Here is a 17,410-nt window from a genome sequence, read left to right on the forward strand (position 1 = left end):
TTCTCGGTTACCAAGCGTGCTCGGTGGGCTGCGTGGGTGGCCTCGGCGTCCTTGCGATGCGCTACGGCTGCAACCCCACCCAAGGGATCGTCGTGGTCGTCCGCTCTTCGCAATTACGCAGGCCCGCAACACTATTGCCATAACGCGGCTTGTGCTCCGCGTGGGTGCCGGGATCCGTGCTGGGTCGCCTGACTTGGGAGAGCGAGCCTTCTCTTCCGACTCGAACTTGGCCGTACCAAGCGTCCGTGCTTCCTTTGTACTCCGTGACCGCGGTCACATCAAGGGTCAATTGGCCCCGAGTTGCGATCGTTACCGCGCAGCAAAGCAGCTATCGGCGGGGCGCAGTCAGAAGCCGAAGCGGCGGAGCAGCGAGTAGGTGAGGGCGCCGGCCGCCAACGCGCTGACGCCGACGGCGACGGTAGTGGCAACGGCCGCGCCCGACGGCGCGGGAATTCGGTCGCGTAGCGGGATCGGCCGGGAGAATTCGAGGACTGGCCAGCCGCGGGCGACCGCCTCCTTCCGCAACGCCCGATCGGGGTTGACGACCGTCGGGTGCCCGACCGCCTCGAGCATCGGCGTGTCGGTGATGGAGTCGGAGTAGGCGTAGCAGTGCTCGAGTAAATAGCCTTCGCGGGCGGCCAACTCGCGGATTGCCTCGACCTTGCCCTCGCCGTAGCAGTAGAACGCCACTTCGCCGGTGTACTTGCCGTCTTCGACCACCATGCGGGTGGCCATCGCATGCGTCGCGCCGAGGCCCCGCGCGATGGGGGCGACGATCTCCTCGCCCGAGGCCGAGACCACCACCACGTCGCGGCCACAGAGCTTGTGGTCAGCGATGAGATTGGCAGCTTCCGCGAAGACCAGGGGGTCGACGATGTCGTGCAGTGTTTCGCTGACGATGGACTTCACCTGTTCGACGTTCCAGCCCGTACACATATTGGTGATGTAGGACCGCATGCGGTCCATCTGGTCGTGGTCGGCGCCGGACATCAGGAACAGGAATTGCGCGTAGGCAGACTTCAGCACGGCCTGCCTATTGATTAGCCCTTGCTCGAAGAAGGGTTTGCTGAACGCCAGCGTGCTCGACTTCGCGATCACCGTCTTGTCGAGATCGAAGAATGCGGCGGTGCGTACCGGACGGCCCGGGGCGGACTCGGTCCGCGGCGCGAGCGAACCGTCCGGGGCCGATTCGGATGCGGTCACGGTGCTCAGCATAAGCGGCGCTGAGTCGCGCCGGGGCACGTCGGTTGCGAAAAGTGTCAGTCGCCGACACGTGTCCGACTCTGCAACTTTCCAGGTCACCGCATGGTTTCGTTCGCAAGCAGGGCTTGCGCCGCGTGGCGTCGCCGCGTGTATAGTGAACATCACTCGGCTTATGCCGGGTGTGCATCAGCCCGACCCCCCGGGGCTGATACACGACGACCTCCGCCTCCTCCCCCCCTGGCGGGGGTCGTCCCTTTTCTAGGGCAAGTTTCCCGAGCGCCCGTCGAGCAATCCCCAGAGTCCCGCGAGTTTCGCACCCAAAGTTGCGGAACGTCGTTTCGGGGTTGTTGTTGACACACGTTCTCGACGGCGGCTTGTGCACAGCCGCGACTTCATCCACAAACACGACGTTGGGCCTGGCGCGGTGTCATTGGGCCGATTCACAGTGGTGGCGTGACAACGAGCAATGGCGTCCTGGCCCTGGTCGTCGACGAGGCCCTGCGCCACGACGTCGACCGCATCGCCGCGGCGGCCGGAGTGCGGGTCGTCCACGTGTCCGAACCGTCCAGCGCCAAGTCGTGGGTCGCCGCCTCGGCGGTCCTGCTCGATCTCGAGGGCGCAAAGCGCTGCGCGACGCTGGTGCAGTCGCGACGCGAGCGGGTGTTCGCCGTCGGTCGGACTGAGCCGAATGCCGCCGATTGGCCGATCATGATCGCCGTTGGGGTGCAACGGTTCCTTACCCTGCCCGCCGAGGAGGTCGACCTCGTCGCGGCGCTGGCAGATGCCGCGGAGGCGAATCGTGACGGACGGCGACGGGGCGCCGTCGTCGCGGTCATCGGGGCACGTGGGGGCGCCGGCGCATCGGTGTTCGCGACGGCGATCGCCCATGCCGCCACGGACCCCCTGCTGATCGACGTCGACCCCTGGGGTGGCGGCCTCGACCTGGTGCTGGGTAGTGAAGACTCGGCGGGGCTGCGGTGGCCTGAGTTGGCGCTTCAGGGCGGACGTATCGGCTGGGCGGCCTTGCGCGCCGCGCTGCCGGTGCACGACGGCGTTGCGGTGTTGTCGGCCGCACGTGGCGGCGGCCAGGTCGACGCCGTGGCGCTGGATGCGGTCGTCGACGCAGGCAGTCGCGGCGGGGCCACCGTCGTCTGCGACCTGCCGCGGCGGGCCACCTCCGCAGTCGAAACCGCCATTGCCTCGGCCGATCTCGTCGTGCTCGTCACCCCGGCCGACGTCAGATCCTGCGCCTCGGCGGTCTCCATCGGTCAGTGGCTGGCGTCGGCGAACGCGAATGTCGGGCTCGTCGTACGCGGGCCCGCACCAGGAGGTTTGACGGCCGCGGACGTGGCGCGTGCGGCGGGGCTCCCGTTGCTCGCCGCGATGCGTGCCCAGCCGGGTCTGGCGGGTGCGCTCGAGCATGCCGGGCTCAAGCCACGCCGACGCTCGCCACTTGGCATGGCAGCGCGTCGCGTGCTCGCCGTGTTGCACCAGCTCCCGACGGAATCGACTGCCGCATGAGTGCCTCACTGATCGAACGCGTCCGGGAGCGGCTGGCCTCGGAGCCGATGCCGTTGCGCCCCAACGTCGTCGCCGCAGCCATCCGCGCCGAGTCGGGCGGCGTGCTCGGCGACACCGAGGTGCTCGACAACCTCCGCGTCCTGCAGACGGAACTCTCGGGCGCCGGCATCCTGGAGCCGCTCTTGCGGGCGGAGGGCACCACGGACGTTCTGGTGACCGCGCCCGACGCGGTGTGGGTCGACGACGGGTCCGGCTTGCGGCGCGCGCCAATCGAATTCGCCGACGACGCCGCGGTCCGCAGGTTGGCGCAGCGATTGGCGCTCAGTGCGGGGCGCCGGCTCGACGAGGCACAACCGTGGGTCGACGGACACCTGGCGGGTCTCGGCGGCGAGTTCGCGGTTCGACTGCACGCGATGCTGCCGCCGATCGCCGCCGCGGGCACCTGTTTGTCGCTGCGGGTGCTGCGGCCGGCCACCCAGGACTTCGCGGCCCTCGTCGAATGTGGGGCCATCCCGGCGGCCGCGGTCGACCTGACGCGCGAAATCATCGCAGCGCGAACGGCGTTCCTGATCTCGGGCGGTACGGGTGCGGGAAAGACGACGCTCCTGGCGGCCGCGCTCGGGGCCGTTCCGGTCGACGAACGCATCGTCTGCATCGAGGATGCGGCCGAACTGGCGCCTCGGCATCCGCACCTCGTCAAGTTGGTGGCCCGCGGCGCCAACGTCGAAGGCGTCGGTGAGGTGACGGTTCGCGACCTCGTCAAGCAGGCGCTGCGGATGCGACCGGACCGGATCGTCGTCGGCGAGGTGCGTGGCGGCGAGGTCGTCGATCTGTTGGCCGCGTTCAACACGGGGCACGAGGGTGGCGCCGGCACCGTGCACGCGAACGAGCCCGCAGAAGTTCCTGCCCGACTGGAGGCGCTGGCCGCACTCGGCGGCCTGGACCGGGCCGCGCTGCACAGTCAGTTGTCCGCGGCCGTACGCGTCGTGCTGCACGTCGGGCGTGATCGGACGGGCCGCCGCAGACTCGAGGAGATCGCCGTGCTGCGCCGGGGTACCGACGGACTGGTGAACGCGCACACCGCGTGGCACGTCGACCGTGGAACCGCCACGGGTATGGCCGATTTGGAACGGCTGTTGTCGGCGAGGCGGCGACCATGACTGCCGCCTTACTGGCGCTGGCGGCCGCGTTGCTCGTCGCACCGAGGCGCAGGCGCGCCGTCGGTCCCGATTCTCCCGCGCCGGTGCGCAAGCGTAGGAGGTGGTGGACAGCAGCGGGCGCAGGGTCGCTCGTGATCGCCGTCGCGCTCGTCGCACCCATGACCGTGGCAGCGGCCTTGGCGGTCGTGGCCGGCACCGTCGCACTCCGCAGGCACCGGGCCAACCTGCGCGCCCGAAGGGCTATCGAGTCCGCCGCGTTGCAAGCGGCGCTCGACGTGCTTGCCGGAGAGTTGCGGGCGGGTGCACATCCCGTGGTCGCCTTCGAGACGGCGGCGGCAGAGGTGCCCGACGACGTCGCGGCATCGCTGCGGGCGGTCGCCGCGCGGGCCCGGCTCGGTGTCGACGTGGCTGCTGGCTTGCATGCTGCCGCTGCCGGTTCCGCAGTGCCGAGCCACTGGAGGCGCCTGGCAGTGTGCTGGGAGTTGGCGCATCGCCACGGCTTGGCCATCGCCACGCTAATGCGTACCGCACACCGCGAGTTCGTCGAGCGCGAGCGGTTCGAGTCTCGATTCGCAGCCGCCATGGCGGGCGCACGCACGACGGCACTCGTGCTCGCCGGGCTACCGGTGCTCGGTATCGGCCTCGGGCAACTGGTGGACGCCGATCCGGTGCGCTTCCTGCTGTCCGGAGGGCTCGGCGGTGGGCTGCTCGTGGTCGGAACGATGCTGGCGTGTGGCGGGCTGCTTTGGTCGGACCACATCACCAATCGGACACCGAGATGACCTGGGCCGCAGTGTGTCTCGCTGGAGCATTACTGGTGGCGGTCGATCGGGCGCGAGTGGAGCGGCGGGCAGGGCTGACCGCGCGGGAGCGTGCCGACCAACGGCGATCCGATGGACCCGCGGATCCGCTCGCAGTGGCGGCCGCGCTCGACGTGTTTGCGGCGTGCCTGTCCTCGGGGATGGCCGTCGCCGCGGCGGCGGCCGCTACGGCACCCTCGTCGCCGGCACCGCTGGCCGCTGTGTTGGGCCGCGCCGCCGAACTGCTGGCGGTGGGAGCCGACGCCACGACGGCGTGGTCGACTCAAGATCGATCCGACCGCTACGTCGAGGCGTTGACGCGCTTGGCTCGTCGGTCGGCCGCCTCGGGAGCCGCACTGGCACAGGGCGTCGCCGAGTTGGCCGAGCAATCGCGTCAGGATGCCGGCGACGCCGCCCGCGCCGCCGGCGAACGCGCCGGAGTCCTCATCGCAGGCCCGTTGGGGCTGTGCTATCTGCCCGCGTTCCTGTGTCTGGGCGTCGTGCCGGTGGTCATGGGGTTGGCGCGCGACGTGCTGACGATGGGCACGAGGTGAGACCGGCTCGCGGAGCGACCGCGAGCCTTGGGAGGGGCAATGGAAGGGAAGCACGATGATGGGGAACACCATTCGCCGAATTCGGGGACGGCTGGCGCTGCTGTGGGTCGACGAGGCAGGGATGTCGACGGTCGAATACGCCATCGGCACCATCGCCGCCGCGGCCTTCGGCGCCATTCTGTACACGGTCGTCACCGGCGACTCGATCGTGAACGCGCTGACGAACATCATCACGAAGGCGTTGAACACCAACGCCTGAATGGAGCGGCGGGTGGGGCCACGGTCGAAGCCGCCTTCGCCATCGCCGCATTGTCGGTGGTGCTCGTCGCGTGTCTGGGGGGAGCGTCCGCGATGGCGGCCCAGGTGCGTTGCATCGACTCGGCCAGGGAGGCGGCCCGGCTGGCGGCGAGGGGCGACGAACGTGCGGCGACGGAGGCGGCGCGTCGACTCGGACCCGCGGGGTCGGTGTTGGCGCTGCGGCGCGACGGTGACTACGTCGTCGCGAGGGTCAGTGTGGATGCGCCGCTGCTGCGGGGTTTCGCCATCGCGGGGGAGGCGGTCGCGGCTCGCGAGCCCGGAGCGTGAGCGTGGCTCTGCGAACTTGGTGGCGGTGGCGATGATGGCGGTGGTGGTGTCGATTGCCATGGCGGCCATGGTGGTTGGGTCGGCGGTGGTCGCCCGTCACCGCGCCCAGGCCAGTGCTGACCTGGCGGCGCTGGCCGCGGCGGGGCGGATCGCATCGGGTGGTGAGGCGGCGTGTTCGCAGGCCGCTGCGGTCGCCGGGGCCATGCGCACCGTCGTGACCACGTGCCGCGTCGAGGAACTCGACGTGATCGTCAGTGTCGAGGTGCCCGTCGACCTTGGCCGGTGGGGACTCGGTTCGGCGCGGGCGGCTGCCCGAGCGGGCCCGGGCGAACCGTCGGGCTAGCCCTGGGCCGCCTTGTCCTTGCGTGCCCGTGACTTGCGGGTCTTCGGCGGCTCGGCGGCGGCGACTTCGTCATCGGTGGGCAGCCGCAGCGACAGCAGTCCCGCGAAGGTGCCCTCGTCGAGCTCGACGCGGTGCGCGGTGACATGGATGGGTGTCCATCCCCCGTCGAGCGCGCGCAGCCGCAACACACGCGATGCCGCACCCTTCTCGAATTCGGTTGTCATGGAAGCCATTACGGCGGCGTCGTCGGGGTGCACGTTGGGTTCGCCCGATTCGCTGGCGTGCCAGTCGTAGAACGGACACGGGTCGTCGAGCCACTTGAGCAACGTCCACGTCCGCAGGTTCACCAGCGCGCGGTGCACCCCCGGCTGGGCCAGCCCGTTGAGGATCCGCTGCCCGAGATCCACTGGTACGTTGGTCGATTCGTCGCGCACACTGCGCCAGTTCATTGCCCGGCAGATCAGCTCGCCCGGCCCACCGTCGTCGTCCTCCAACAGCACGCGGGCGACGAAGCCGACCGTGATGGGCTTGTCCTGGTAGTCGACGATGTCCCACGTGCTGCAGAAGGACCGCCCCGGCTCGGGCTTGATCGCCACCGACAACACCTGCGCCTCACTCGGGTTGAGCGCCCGCGTCGGCAGATCCTCGGCGAACGCCCGGCCGTGCGTTGCCTCGGCCGACGGATCCCTCCCAATGTTGAACAGCGACTCCGGTGTGTCGGTCGCGATCCCGTGGGTCAGGTCCCACTTCAACGGCCCGGGAATGACGCGATCGGGAGGTTCGGTGTCGGGCGGGCCGATCCACACGTGCACACCGTGGATCCGGCCGTCGGTCATCTGGACCACCTCAGTGCGAATCACGCGGTCGTGCTTTGGCGTGATGCTGCTGAGCGGTTGACCCGCCCGTACCGTCTCGCCAATCGCCGTCTGGATGGCCATGAGGTTGGGGTTGCGCCGCAGAAATGCGCTGATTGGAACGAGATTCTTGGTGGACTGGCCCTGTGCAACCACGGCTGGCTCCGCACCGAGTGTCTCCACGAGGAGCCAGTCGTGGGTCATGCGGGCATCTTACCGTTCACAGCACGACCTCCCGGCGGCGAACGGCGCGACGAAATCCGTCGTAGCACGCTACGAAATGCGTGCTCGGAAGGTCTCGACTCAGCGGCCGGGGATGCTGGTCGGGTTGCATCATCCCATACGAAAAGGTACTTTTGCCCTGCACCCGGGCTTACCGGGAATGGGAACGGATCGCGTTGTCCGACCGTTCGTCGCCATTTCGTGGAGACGACCGTCGAGGGGTCGGTCGTCTCCTGCGGACGGTTACGCGCCGTCGTTCGCGAGTTCGCCGAGCACCAGCCGGAGCACCCGGATCGCACCCGCCTTGTCCAGGGGCTCGTTGCCGTTCCCGCATTTCGGCGACTGCACACACGATGGACAACCCGCCTGGCACTCACACGCTTCGATGGCCGCCGCCGTCGCCTCCCACCACACCGGGAGCTGCCGGAATCCACGATCAGCGAAGCCCGCGCCCCCGGGATGGCCGTCGTAGACGAAGATCGTCGGCAAACCGTCTGGTCCGACGGCCATCGACACCCCGCCGATGTCGCCCCGGTCGCAGCTGGCCACCAACGGCAGCAGTCCGATCGCCGCGTGCTCGGCGGCGTGCAGCGCCCCAGGGATGCGGAGCGCGTCAACGCCGCTGTCCTGCAGTGCTTCCGGAGTAATCGTGCACATCACCGCAACGGTCTCCAAGGTTTGCGTGGGCATGTCCAGGTCGACGAAGTCGATCACCTCGCCGTCGTAGCGCCTGCGGAGGTAGCCGATCACGGTGTGGCTCACCGAAACCGGGACCACGCCGGTCGTCACGCATCCGACCGCGTGGCGTTCGCCGGTGCCCAACACCGAGATGTCGGTGACCTCCCTCGCCGAGGTGTTGTACCCCGGATCCTCCGCGTGCACGAAGGCGACGCCGCTCTCGAAGTCGAGCGAATCGACCACGTAGCTCTCGCCGCGGTGAAGGTAGACGGCGCCCGGGTGCACCGACGCGGGCGCTTGGCCCGCACCGGAACTGCCCAACAGCCGACCGGTCTCGGTCTCGACGATCGCGATCTGTCCGCCGATCGACCCACGAATGTCGACGGCCGCATGCGGGTCGACCCCGGGGGTCGGGAAGTAACCCGAGGGCCTACGCCGCAGCAGGCCGTCGTCGACGAGCGACTTGGCGACGGCTTCGGCGTTCCACATCCGCACCTCGGCTTCGGTCAACGGGAGTTCGGTTGCCGCGCACAGCAGTTGCGGTCCGAGCACGAATGGATTGGTGGGATCGATGACGACGCGCTCGAGTGGCTTGCCCAACAACGCAGCCGGGTGGTTCACCAGGTAGGTGTCCAACGGGTCGTCGCGCGCGATCATGACGATCAATGCACTCTGCCCGCGCCGCCCCGCCCGTCCGGCCTGCTGCCAGAACGACGCGACGGTGCCGGGGAAGCCGGCCAGCACCACCGCGTCGAGGCCCGCGATGTCGACGCCCAGTTCGAGGGCGTTGGTGGTGGCCAGCCCCCGCAGCCGGCCGTCGGCCAACGCGGACTCCAGTTCTCGGCGGTCCTCGGCCAGATACCCGGCGCGATACGACGCGACGAGCTCGACGAGCTCCGGTGCGACGTCCTCGAGACGCGCGCGGGCCCCCAGCGCCGTCAGCTCGGCTCCACGCCGGGATCGCACGAACGTCAGCGTGCGCGCGCCCTCGGCCATCAGGTCGGCCATCACGCGCGCTGCCTCGGCGCCGGCGGAACGCCTTACCGGAGCCCCGTTCTCGCCGGACAGGTCGCTGCGCAGGGCAGGCTCCCAGAGCGCGACGGTGCGACCGCCCTGCGGTGACCCGTCCTCCGTCACCTCGGCGACCGACTGCCCGAGTAGTTCGGAGGCAGTGGCCGCGGGTGACGATGCCGTCGCGCTGGCGAAGATCACCGTCGGCCCTGGCGAGTCGGCAGTGGCGTAGCGCGCGCAGAGCCGCACCAGTCTGCGGAGCACCAACGCCACGTTGGAGCCGAAAATGCCTCGGTAGTAGTGACATTCGTCGACCACGATGAACCGAAGGTTGCGCAGGAACACCGCCCAGCGGGCGTGGTTGCGCAATAGGGAGAGGTGAATCATGTCCGGGTTGGAGAAGATCCACCGCGACCGTTCGCGCGCAAAGCGTCTCGCGTCGGTACTGCTGTCCCCGTCGTATGGGCTGGGCGCCACGTCCGCCAGTCGTTCGACGGAGTTCGCCAAGTTCTGGGCGGCGCGTAGTTGATCGTGTCCGAGCGCCTTGGTCGGCGACAAGTAGAGTGCGCGGGCGCGCGGGTCCGCGGACAGCGCACTCATGATGGGCAACTGATAGGCCATCGACTTGCCAGATGCGGTGCCCGTGCTGAGCACGACATGGCGCCCAGAATGGGCCAGCTCGGCGGCGGCGACCTGATGCGACCACGGCTCGGTGACGCCCTGATCAACGAAGGCGCGCACCACGTCCGGTGCGGCCCACGGCGGCCACGGCCGCCCACTGGCCTGGCGTGGGGCCAGGTCTGACACGTGCCGCAGCGGCTGTTCGTCGGCGGCGGTCCCGTCGACCGCGCAGGCGAGTAGCTCGCGGCCGAAATCCGACCCTCGATGCGCCACGGCCTGCCTCCTGGTTGCGGGTCGGTCCGGCCCCTCGTAGCCGGTGCGGTGACCCTCGGTGAATTGTTAACCACATCGATCGTCGCGAGACTGTCGCGACGACGCTGAACGTGATTGACTTACGACGGTCGCAGCTTCTGTGTTCGTGTGTCAGCACCCGCAGGAACGTCGTTGCGGTCGCGGTTCCTGCGAGGGTTGTAGGTCGGCCAGTTCCGGCGCTTCCACGAAGGTATGGCGGTCGGAACGGGCCCGACCCACCGAAGCACGGTGGATCGCACCCGAAGTAGTAGTAGAAGGAATGAAGTACAGATGGCACAGGGCACCGTTAAGTGGTTCAACCCCGAGAAGGGTTACGGGTTCATCGAGCAGGACGGCGGCGGCGGCGACGTCTTCGTTCATTACAACCAGATCCAGTCGAATGGGTTCCGCACCCTCGAGGAGAAGCAGAAGGTCGAGTTCGAGGTCGAGCAGGGCGCCAAGGGCCCCCAGGCCGTGAACGTCCGCACCGTCTGACTCACGCTTTTCGCAAGGCACCCCCACACCGTCCGTTCGAGGACGATGCGGGGGTGTTCTGCTTTCCGGCAGGAGCCGGGTCGGCCTGGCGACTCCTGCTAAGTGCGTCGCTGCCCTAGTGTCATTTTGGTGAGTCAGCTGTCGTTCTTCTCGGCTGAGTCGGTGCCGCCCGCGGTCGCCGACTTGACCGGGATTTTGGCGGCTTCCGGCCAGGTGGTGCTGGTGGGCTCTGGGGCTCAGCAGGCCGCGCGACTGTCCGTGGTCGTCGACCGGCTGTGGCGAGCCGAGGCGCTGGCCGAGATGATCGCCGAGGCCGGTCTGCAGCCCGAGCTCGCTCGCACGGACGAGAACACCCCACTCGTGCGCACCGCCGTCGACGCGCGGTTGACGTCCATCGCGGTGCAGTGGACCCGTGGAGCGGTCAAGACGGTCCCTCCGCAGTGGTTGCCAGGGCCTCGGGAGCTGCGGGCGTGGACGTTGGCCGCTGGTGTGCCCGAGGCCGACCGCTACCTGCTCGGGCTCGATCCACACGCACCGGATACGCATTCCGCACTCGCATCGGCGATGATGCGGGTCGGAATAGCTCCGACGTTGATCGGTACTCGCGGAGCTCGTCCAGCCCTGCGAATCAGCGGCCGCAGACGACTATCGCGCCTGGTAGAGAACGTCGGGGAACCTCCAGGGCACACCGAGGCGTTCCTGGCCTGGCCGCGCATTTGACGTCATTCTCCCGGTGAGCCGGTTTGCGTACGCTCGCGCAGAGTGCGAAATTGTCCCTTGCCATTGGTGAAATAGGGTGAATCCGGCCGCGGACGCGTCGGGGGGCACGCCAGATGGCGGCATAAGAAGTGGAGCGTAGGCACAGTTGGCTGACCAGGATGGCAGCGGCAACGGTCGTGTGCGGCGACTCGTCATAGTCGAGTCGCCCACTAAAGCGCGCAAAATTGCTGGGTACCTGGGCTCCGGGTACATCGTCGAATCGTCTCGCGGCCACATTCGCGACCTGCCGAGGGCCGCGGCGGATGTGCCCGCCAAGTACAAGTCGGAACCGTGGGCCCGCTTGGGCGTGAACGTCGACGCCGACTTCGAACCGCTCTACATCATCAGCCCGGAGAAGAAGGGCACCGTCGCCGAACTCAAGGGCCTGCTCAAGGACGTCGACGAGCTCTACCTGGCGACGGACGGTGACCGCGAGGGGGAGGCCATCGCCTGGCACCTGCTCGAGACGCTCAAGCCCAGCGTGCCGGTCAAGCGGATGGTGTTCCACGAGATCACCGAGCCCGCGATCCTCGCCGCCGCGGAGAATCCCCGCGACCTCGACATCGACTTGGTCGACGCGCAGGAGACCCGGCGCATCCTCGACCGGCTGTACGGCTACGAAGTCAGCCCGGTGCTGTGGAAGAAGGTGGCGCCGAAGTTGTCGGCGGGCCGCGTTCAGTCGGTGGCGACGCGCATCATCGTGTCGCGCGAACGCGAGCGCATGGCGTTCCGCAGCGCCGGCTACTGGGACGTCACCGCCGAACTCGACGCCAGCGTGTCGGATGCCGAGGCGTCGCCGCCGAAGTTCACGGCCAAGCTCAACACCGTCGACGGACGCCGTGTCGCCACGGGGCGGGACTTCGACTCCCTCGGCGCGGTGCGCAAGCCCGACGAGGTGCGCGTGCTCGATGAATCGGCCGCGACCGCCCTGGCCAGCGGGCTGCGCGGGGCACAGCTCGCGGTGTCGTCGGTGGAGCAGAAGCCCTACACGCGGCGGCCCTACCCGCCGTTCATGACGTCGACGCTGCAGCAGGAGGCGGGCCGCAAGCTGCGGTTCACCGCCGAACGCGCCATGAGCATCGCGCAGCGGCTCTACGAGAACGGCTACATCACCTACATGCGTACCGACTCGACGACGCTGTCGGAGTCGGCCATCAATGCCGCGCGCAACCAGGCCAGACAGCTGTATGGCGACGAGTACGTCCACCCGACACCGCGCCAGTACACCCGCAAGGTGAAGAACGCGCAGGAGGCCCACGAGGCCATCAGGCCAGCAGGCGACGTGTTCCAGACGCCGGGTCAGCTGCACTCCGCGCTCGACAACGACGAGTTCCGGCTCTACGAGCTCATCTGGCAGCGCACGGTCGCTTCGCAGATGGCCGACGCGCGCGGCACCACGCTGTCACTGCGCATCGCCGGAGCTGCCGCATCTGGCGAGCAGGTGGTGTTCAGCGCCAGCGGCCGCACCATCACCTTCGCGGGCTTCCTGAAGGCCTACGTCGAGAGCCTGGACGAGCAGGCCGGTGGCGAGGCGGACGACGCCGAGAGCAGGTTGCCGAACCTGACGCAGGGACAGCGCGTCGACGCCGCCGACCTCACCGCCGACGGCCACACCACCAGCCCACCCGCGCGGTACACCGAGGCGTCGCTGATCAAGGCGCTGGAGGAGCTGGGCATCGGGCGCCCGTCGACCTACTCGTCGATCATCAAGACCATTCAGGACCGCGGCTACGTGCACAAGAAGGGCAGTGCCCTGGTGCCGTCGTGGGTCGCGTTCGCCGTCACCGGGTTGCTCGAACAGCACTTCGGACGGCTGGTCGACTACGACTTCACCGCAGCCATGGAGGACGAGCTCGACGAGATCGCTTCGGGCAACGAGCGAAGGACCAACTGGCTCAACAACTTCTACTTCGGCGGCGATCACGGTGTGGTCGGCTCGATCGCCCGCTCCGGCGGACTGAAGAAGCTCGTCGGCGGCAACCTGGAGGAGATCGACGCCCGGGAAGTCAACTCCATCAAGCTGTTCGACGACGACGAAGGTCGCGCGGTCAACGTCCGCGTCGGCCGCAACGGTCCGTACTTGGAGCGGATGATCGTCGACCCGGACAACCCCGACGGTGAACTCAAGCCTCAGCGCGCCAACCTGAAGGACGACCTGACTCCGGACGAGCTGACGCTCGAGTTGGCCGAAAAGCTCTTCTCCACACCGCAAGAGGGCCGTTCGCTGGGTGTCGATCCGGAGTCGGGCAACGAGATCGTCGCCAAGGACGGCCGGTACGGACCGTACGTCACCGAGGTGCTGCCCGCGCCGCCGGAGGAGCCCGAGGATGGGGCGACCGCCAAGAAGGGCAAGAAGCCGACTGGGCCCAAGCCGCGCACCGGTTCGCTGCTGCGCACCATGGATCTCGAGACGGTCACCCTCGAGGACGCGCTGAAGCTGCTGTCGCTGCCGCGCGTCGTCGGCGCCGACCCGGCGAACAACGAGGAGATCACCGCGCAGAACGGCCGCTACGGCCCATACCTGAAGCGCGGCACCGATTCTCGGTCCCTCGCCACCGAAGAGCAGATGTTCACCATCACGCTCGACGAGGCGTTGAAGATCTACGCCGAGCCCAAGCGGCGCGGCGGGCAGGGTGCGGCCACCCCGCCGCTGCGTGAACTTGGAAACGATCCCGTGTCCGAGAAGCCGATGGTGATCAAGGACGGTCGCTTCGGTCCGTACGTCACCGACGGCGAGACCAATGCCAGCCTGCGCAAGGGTGACGACGTGCTGTCGATCACCGACGCGCGGGCCTCCGAGCTGCTCGCTGACCGGCGTGCGCGCGGACCCGTGAAGAAGACCACCAAGAAGGCGCCTGCGAAGAAGGCGGCCAAGAAGGCGCCTGCGAAGAAGGCGGCCAAGAAGGCCTAGGTCTGGCGCGCTTCGCTCGGAACCCGTTCTGGCGATACCAGATTGGTGGGCCGGGCCAACTGTGTGGGCGCCAACCGGCCGCGCAGTTCGACGATCTCGCCGACGTCCCAGCACAGGGCTTCCGCGTCGAGCGCGCCGCTCACGGCGATGGCCGACGCCAGCACGTGGCCCTCCTCCAGCTTGGCCAGCTCCGTCAGGCGGGCGGCCTCGTTGACCGGGTCGCCGATCACCGTGTATTCGAAGCGCGCCTGGGCGCCGATGTGTCCGGCGATGGCACGGCCGGCGGATACCCCGATGCCGAACTCCGTCTGGCCCAACACCTCGATCAGTTCGTCGTGCAGCTCGCGCGATGCGGCGAGCGCGCCGCCCGAGGCGTCGGGATGTTCGATGGGCGCACCGAAGATTGCCAGGGCCGCGTCGCCCTGGAACTTGTTGACGAAGCCGCCGTGCCGGTTGACCGTGTCGACGATGATCTGAAAGAACTCGTTGAGCAGGTTCACCACCTCAGAGGCCGGCCGCGTCGAGGCGAGTTGCGTGGAGCCGACGAGGTCGACGAACAGGACGGCGACTTCGCGCTCCTGGCCGCCGAGCTCGGTGCCACGCTCGAGGGCGCGCCGGGCCACGTCCTCGCCCACGTAGCGGCCGAACAGGTCCCGCAGCCGTTGCCGTTCCGCGAGGTCGCGGACCATGTCGTTGAACCCCGCCTGTAGCAGACCCAGTTCGCTGGCGTCATAGATCTGCATGTGCGCGTTGTAGTTGCCGCGCTGCACTTCGCCGAGGGCCCAACGCAATTGGCGCAGGGGGTCGGCGATGGACATGGCCACCAGCACGGTGCCGGCGAGGCCGACGACGAGCGCGAAGATGGCCAGCAACAGGATCGGCGTGTTGAGCCGTTCGGCCGGCGCGGTGAGGATTTCGAACTTGCTGGCCACCAACGCCAGCACGATCGCGAGCACCGGTACGGCGGTGGACAGCACCCACGCCAGTACCTGGCGCTGGATGACGCCCGGCGCCTTGAACGTCTCGGGCACCCCGCCGCGTAGCGCGGCAACGGCGACGGGCCGGAGCACCCGCTCCGACTGCAGATAGCCGATGATCGCCGTGGCCGTCGCGCCGAGTGCGGTGGCGACGGCGACGACGGGCGCAGAGTTGCTGGCCACCGGCCAGCTGGCGACGATGAAGACGACGGACCCCAGGAACCAGTTCGCGACGTTGATCACGGAGCGGTAGAACGGCATCTTCAACGCGCGCACGCGCGCCAGCTCGGTGACGGCGGAATCGCCGCCGCCGGGCAGGGTGTCACGGCGCTGCCACCGGATGACCGGGATGAGCAGCCGCAGGCTTAGCCAGGACGCGAGTGTGAACGACACGAACAGGTAGCCGAGGAAGATGGCCAGGTTGAACGTCGGGAGGTCTTGGAGCTGGATTCGATCCTCCGGCGGCAGCCCGAATCGCAGGAATCCGAGCACGAAGAGGGCCCCGATGATGTCGGACTGCAGCATGCCAAGGAGGAAGACCGGCCAGGGAGTGCGCGCCACCCATCGGACGAATGCGGTGATTCGCCCGATCGGTAGCACGCTGGTGGTCACGTCATAACCGTATCGGGCCGGGCCGACCAGTACGGTCGCTGCGCGTAGGTCGTGTCCGCCTCGAGCACTAGGCTTGGCGCCGATGAGCGGTGTTTTCTCGCGTCTGGTCGGTCAGGATGCCGTCGAAGCGGAGTTGTTGGCCGCGGCCCGTGCCGCGCGCGGTGACTCGGCTCACAGCGGCCTCGCGACGGGGACCATGACACATGCGTGGCTGGTGACTGGCCCTCCCGGGTCCGGTCGATCGGTGGCGGCACTGTGCTTCGCCGCGGCGTTGCAGTGCACGTCGGACGGGGTTCCGGGCTGTGGCGAGTGCCATGCGTGCACCACGACGATGGCGGGCACGCACGCCGACGTGCGCCGGATCATCCCCGAAGGACTGTCGATCGGGGTCGACGAGATGCGCGCCATCGTGCAGATCGCGTCGCGACGGCCCGGCACCGGCCGGTGGCAGATCGTGGTCGTCGAGGATGCCGACAGGTTGACCGAGGGCGCGGCGAACGCGTTGCTGAAGGTGGTGGAGGAACCGCCGCCGTCGACGGTCTTCCTGCTGTGTGCGCCGTCAGTAGATCCGGAGGACATCTCCATCACGCTGCGGTCGCGGTGCCGCCACGTGGCGTTGGTTACGCCACCGCGCGATGCCATCGCCGCGGTGTTGATCGACACCGATGGGCTGCCCGAAGCCGACGCGAAGTGGGCGGCATCCGTCAGCGGTGGACACGTGGGCCGGGCGCGCCGGCTGGCCACCGACGAGCAGGCCCGGCACCGACGGGAACGCGCGCTGGGCCTGGCCCGCGACGCCGCAACGCCGACGAAGGCCTACGCGGCCGCCGAGGAACTGGTCGCCACGGCGGAGGCCGAGGCGAAGGCCCTGACGGAGGACCGCAACGAGTCCGAGACCGAGGAGCTCCGCACCGCGTTGGGGGCGGGCGGAAGCGGGAAGGGCACCGCCACCGCGCTGCGCGGTTCGGCGGGCGCGCTCAAGGATTTGGAGCGACGGCAGAAGTCGCGCCACACGCGGGCCGGCCGCGATGCGCTGGACCGGGCGCTTATCGACCTCGCCACGTACTTCCGCGACGCGCTGCTGGTGTCGTCGGGGGCAACCGGCGTGCAGGCCAACCACCCCGACATGGCCGACAAGATCGCGGCGATGGCCGCGCACGTGCCGCCGGATCGGCTGTTGCGCTGTATCGAGGCGGTGCTGGAGTGCCGGGAGGCGCTCGCCGTCAACGTAAAGCCGAAGTTCGCGGTCGACGCGATGGTGGCGACGGTCGGCCAGGCGCTCCGTAACTGAATTGGGTCGGCGGCATGCCCTGTCGTAGACTCGTCCCGCCCGCTTGGCTGGGCACGCCGCCTTAGCTCAGTCGGTAGAGCGTCTCACTCGTAATGAGAAGGTCCCGGGTTCGATTCCCGGAGGCGGCTCCACTTCACTCTTCCGCAAACGCCTTGAGTGCCATTGCCTTGGCCGTGTTGCCCGCGGGGAAGCCGGCGTAGCCGCACGAGTGATAGATCACCTCGGCGAGTTCCTCGTCGGTCAGCCCGTTGTTCCTGGCGATCCGGAAGTGGTTCTTCAGTTCCTCGTTGGCGCGCAGCGCGATGAGGATGCCCAGCGTGACCAGGCTGCGGTCGCGACGGCTCAGGCCATCGCGGCTCCAGAGCTTGCCGAAGACGCTTTCGAGGCCGATGTCCATGAGTTCGGGGGCGAAGCCGCCGCCAAAGTCGACGTCGGCGTCGTCGTCGGGCAGCGATCCCGGTAGGAGCTCGCGAAACACCTTGAGTCCGTCGGCGCGTAAGTTAGTCATACTTACTAGTTTGG

The 17,410-nt window shown here is 68.6% G+C and carries 16 protein-coding genes and 1 tRNA gene; 12 read left to right on the top strand and 5 right to left on the bottom strand.

Translation table 11 applies throughout. The annotated features are described in order from the left end of the window. Window positions 1-345: 345 nt before the first annotated feature. Window positions 346-1,215, bottom strand: a complete 870-nt coding sequence (locus SLQ33_RS15565; protein ID WP_319454773.1) for an HAD-IB family hydrolase — start codon at window positions 1,213-1,215, stop codon at window positions 346-348. 441 nt (window positions 1,216-1,656) lie between these two features. Here SLQ33_RS15565 and ssd point away from each other — a divergent pair, with 441 nt between their 5' ends. From ssd to SLQ33_RS15600, 7 genes are read left to right on the top strand one after another with little or no spacing between them, the layout of a single operon-like run. Beyond that, window positions 1,657-2,724: a septum site-determining protein Ssd gene (gene ssd, locus SLQ33_RS15570; protein ID WP_319454774.1), complete on the top strand. Its 1,068-nt coding sequence runs from the start codon at window positions 1,657-1,659 to the stop codon at window positions 2,722-2,724. Beyond that, window positions 2,721-3,884: a TadA family conjugal transfer-associated ATPase gene (locus SLQ33_RS15575; protein ID WP_319454775.1), complete on the top strand. Its 1,164-nt coding sequence runs from the start codon at window positions 2,721-2,723 to the stop codon at window positions 3,882-3,884. The genes ssd and SLQ33_RS15575 overlap by 4 nt, the downstream gene beginning before the upstream one ends. Beyond that, a complete protein-coding gene (locus SLQ33_RS15580; protein ID WP_319454776.1) occupies window positions 3,881-4,666 on the top strand; it encodes a type II secretion system F family protein in 786 nt (261 codons plus the stop codon). Before SLQ33_RS15575 ends, SLQ33_RS15580 begins: the two co-directional genes overlap by 4 nt. Further along, window positions 4,663-5,238, top strand: coding sequence for a type II secretion system F family protein (locus SLQ33_RS15585; RefSeq protein WP_319454777.1), 576 nt, complete (start codon window positions 4,663-4,665; stop codon window positions 5,236-5,238). The genes SLQ33_RS15580 and SLQ33_RS15585 overlap by 4 nt, the downstream gene beginning before the upstream one ends. 55 nt (window positions 5,239-5,293) lie before the next feature. Then, a complete protein-coding gene (locus SLQ33_RS15590; protein ID WP_319454778.1) occupies window positions 5,294-5,497 on the top strand; it encodes a DUF4244 domain-containing protein in 204 nt (67 codons plus the stop codon). Window positions 5,498-5,556: 59 nt separating this feature from the next. Beyond that, window positions 5,557-5,823, top strand: a complete 267-nt coding sequence (locus tag SLQ33_RS15595; protein WP_319455149.1) for a TadE family type IV pilus minor pilin — start codon at window positions 5,557-5,559, stop codon at window positions 5,821-5,823. Continuing rightward, a complete protein-coding gene (locus tag SLQ33_RS15600; protein WP_319454779.1) occupies window positions 5,756-6,166 on the top strand; it encodes an Rv3654c family TadE-like protein in 411 nt (136 codons plus the stop codon). Before SLQ33_RS15595 ends, SLQ33_RS15600 begins: the two co-directional genes overlap by 68 nt. Here SLQ33_RS15600 and SLQ33_RS15605 read toward each other — a convergent pair. Together SLQ33_RS15605 and SLQ33_RS15610 are read right to left on the bottom strand one after the other, a co-directional pair. Beyond that, on the bottom strand, window positions 6,163-7,224 hold the full coding sequence (locus SLQ33_RS15605) for a PAS domain-containing protein (protein ID WP_319454780.1): 1,062 nt from the start codon (window positions 7,222-7,224) through the stop codon (window positions 6,163-6,165). The two genes, SLQ33_RS15600 and SLQ33_RS15605, sit on opposite strands and share 4 nt — an antisense overlap. Window positions 7,225-7,485: 261 nt before the next feature. After that, on the bottom strand, window positions 7,486-9,825 hold the full coding sequence (locus SLQ33_RS15610) for a DEAD/DEAH box helicase (protein WP_319454781.1): 2,340 nt from the start codon (window positions 9,823-9,825) through the stop codon (window positions 7,486-7,488). A gap of 309 nt (window positions 9,826-10,134) precedes the next feature. Here SLQ33_RS15610 and SLQ33_RS15615 point away from each other — a divergent pair, with 309 nt between their 5' ends. The 3 genes from SLQ33_RS15615 to topA all read left to right on the top strand — a co-directional run bounded on the left by SLQ33_RS15615 (window position 10,135) and on the right by topA (window position 14,008). After that, entirely contained in the window at window positions 10,135-10,338 is a 204-nt protein-coding gene (locus SLQ33_RS15615; RefSeq protein WP_319454782.1) for a cold-shock protein, read from the top strand. A 129-nt stretch (window positions 10,339-10,467) separates the two neighbouring features. Further along, window positions 10,468-11,058: a hypothetical protein gene (locus SLQ33_RS15620; protein ID WP_319454783.1), complete on the top strand. Its 591-nt coding sequence runs from the start codon at window positions 10,468-10,470 to the stop codon at window positions 11,056-11,058. A 145-nt stretch (window positions 11,059-11,203) separates the two neighbouring features. Continuing rightward, window positions 11,204-14,008: a type I DNA topoisomerase gene (gene topA / locus SLQ33_RS15625; RefSeq protein ID WP_319454784.1), complete on the top strand. Its 2,805-nt coding sequence runs from the start codon at window positions 11,204-11,206 to the stop codon at window positions 14,006-14,008. On the opposite strand, the gene SLQ33_RS15630 is transcribed toward topA, so the two are convergent. Continuing rightward, a complete protein-coding gene (locus SLQ33_RS15630; protein WP_319455150.1) occupies window positions 14,005-15,627 on the bottom strand; it encodes an adenylate/guanylate cyclase domain-containing protein in 1,623 nt (540 codons plus the stop codon). The genes topA and SLQ33_RS15630 overlap by 4 nt on opposite strands. A 52-nt stretch (window positions 15,628-15,679) precedes the next feature. Between SLQ33_RS15630 and SLQ33_RS15635 the strand changes: the two genes are divergently transcribed. Together SLQ33_RS15635 and SLQ33_RS15640 are read left to right on the top strand one after the other, a co-directional pair. Continuing rightward, window positions 15,680-16,888 carry a DNA polymerase III subunit delta' gene (locus SLQ33_RS15635; RefSeq protein WP_319454785.1) on the top strand — a complete coding sequence of 403 codons (1,209 nt, stop codon included), beginning with the start codon at window positions 15,680-15,682 and terminating at the stop codon, window positions 16,886-16,888. Window positions 16,889-16,943: 55 nt separating this feature from the next. Further along, window positions 16,944-17,019 (top strand) — tRNA-Thr (locus SLQ33_RS15640). 2 nt (window positions 17,020-17,021) lie between these two features. On the opposite strand, the gene SLQ33_RS15645 is transcribed toward SLQ33_RS15640, so the two are convergent. After that, window positions 17,022-17,396 (bottom strand): carboxymuconolactone decarboxylase family protein, encoded by a 375-nt coding sequence (locus tag SLQ33_RS15645; protein WP_319454786.1) that lies wholly within the window; start codon window positions 17,394-17,396, stop codon window positions 17,022-17,024. Window positions 17,397-17,410: the final 14 nt, after the last annotated feature.

It is taken from the genome of Mycobacterium sp. RTGN6, assembly GCF_033804605.1.
Taxonomy (GTDB): Bacteria; Actinomycetota; Actinomycetes; order Mycobacteriales; family Mycobacteriaceae; genus Mycobacterium.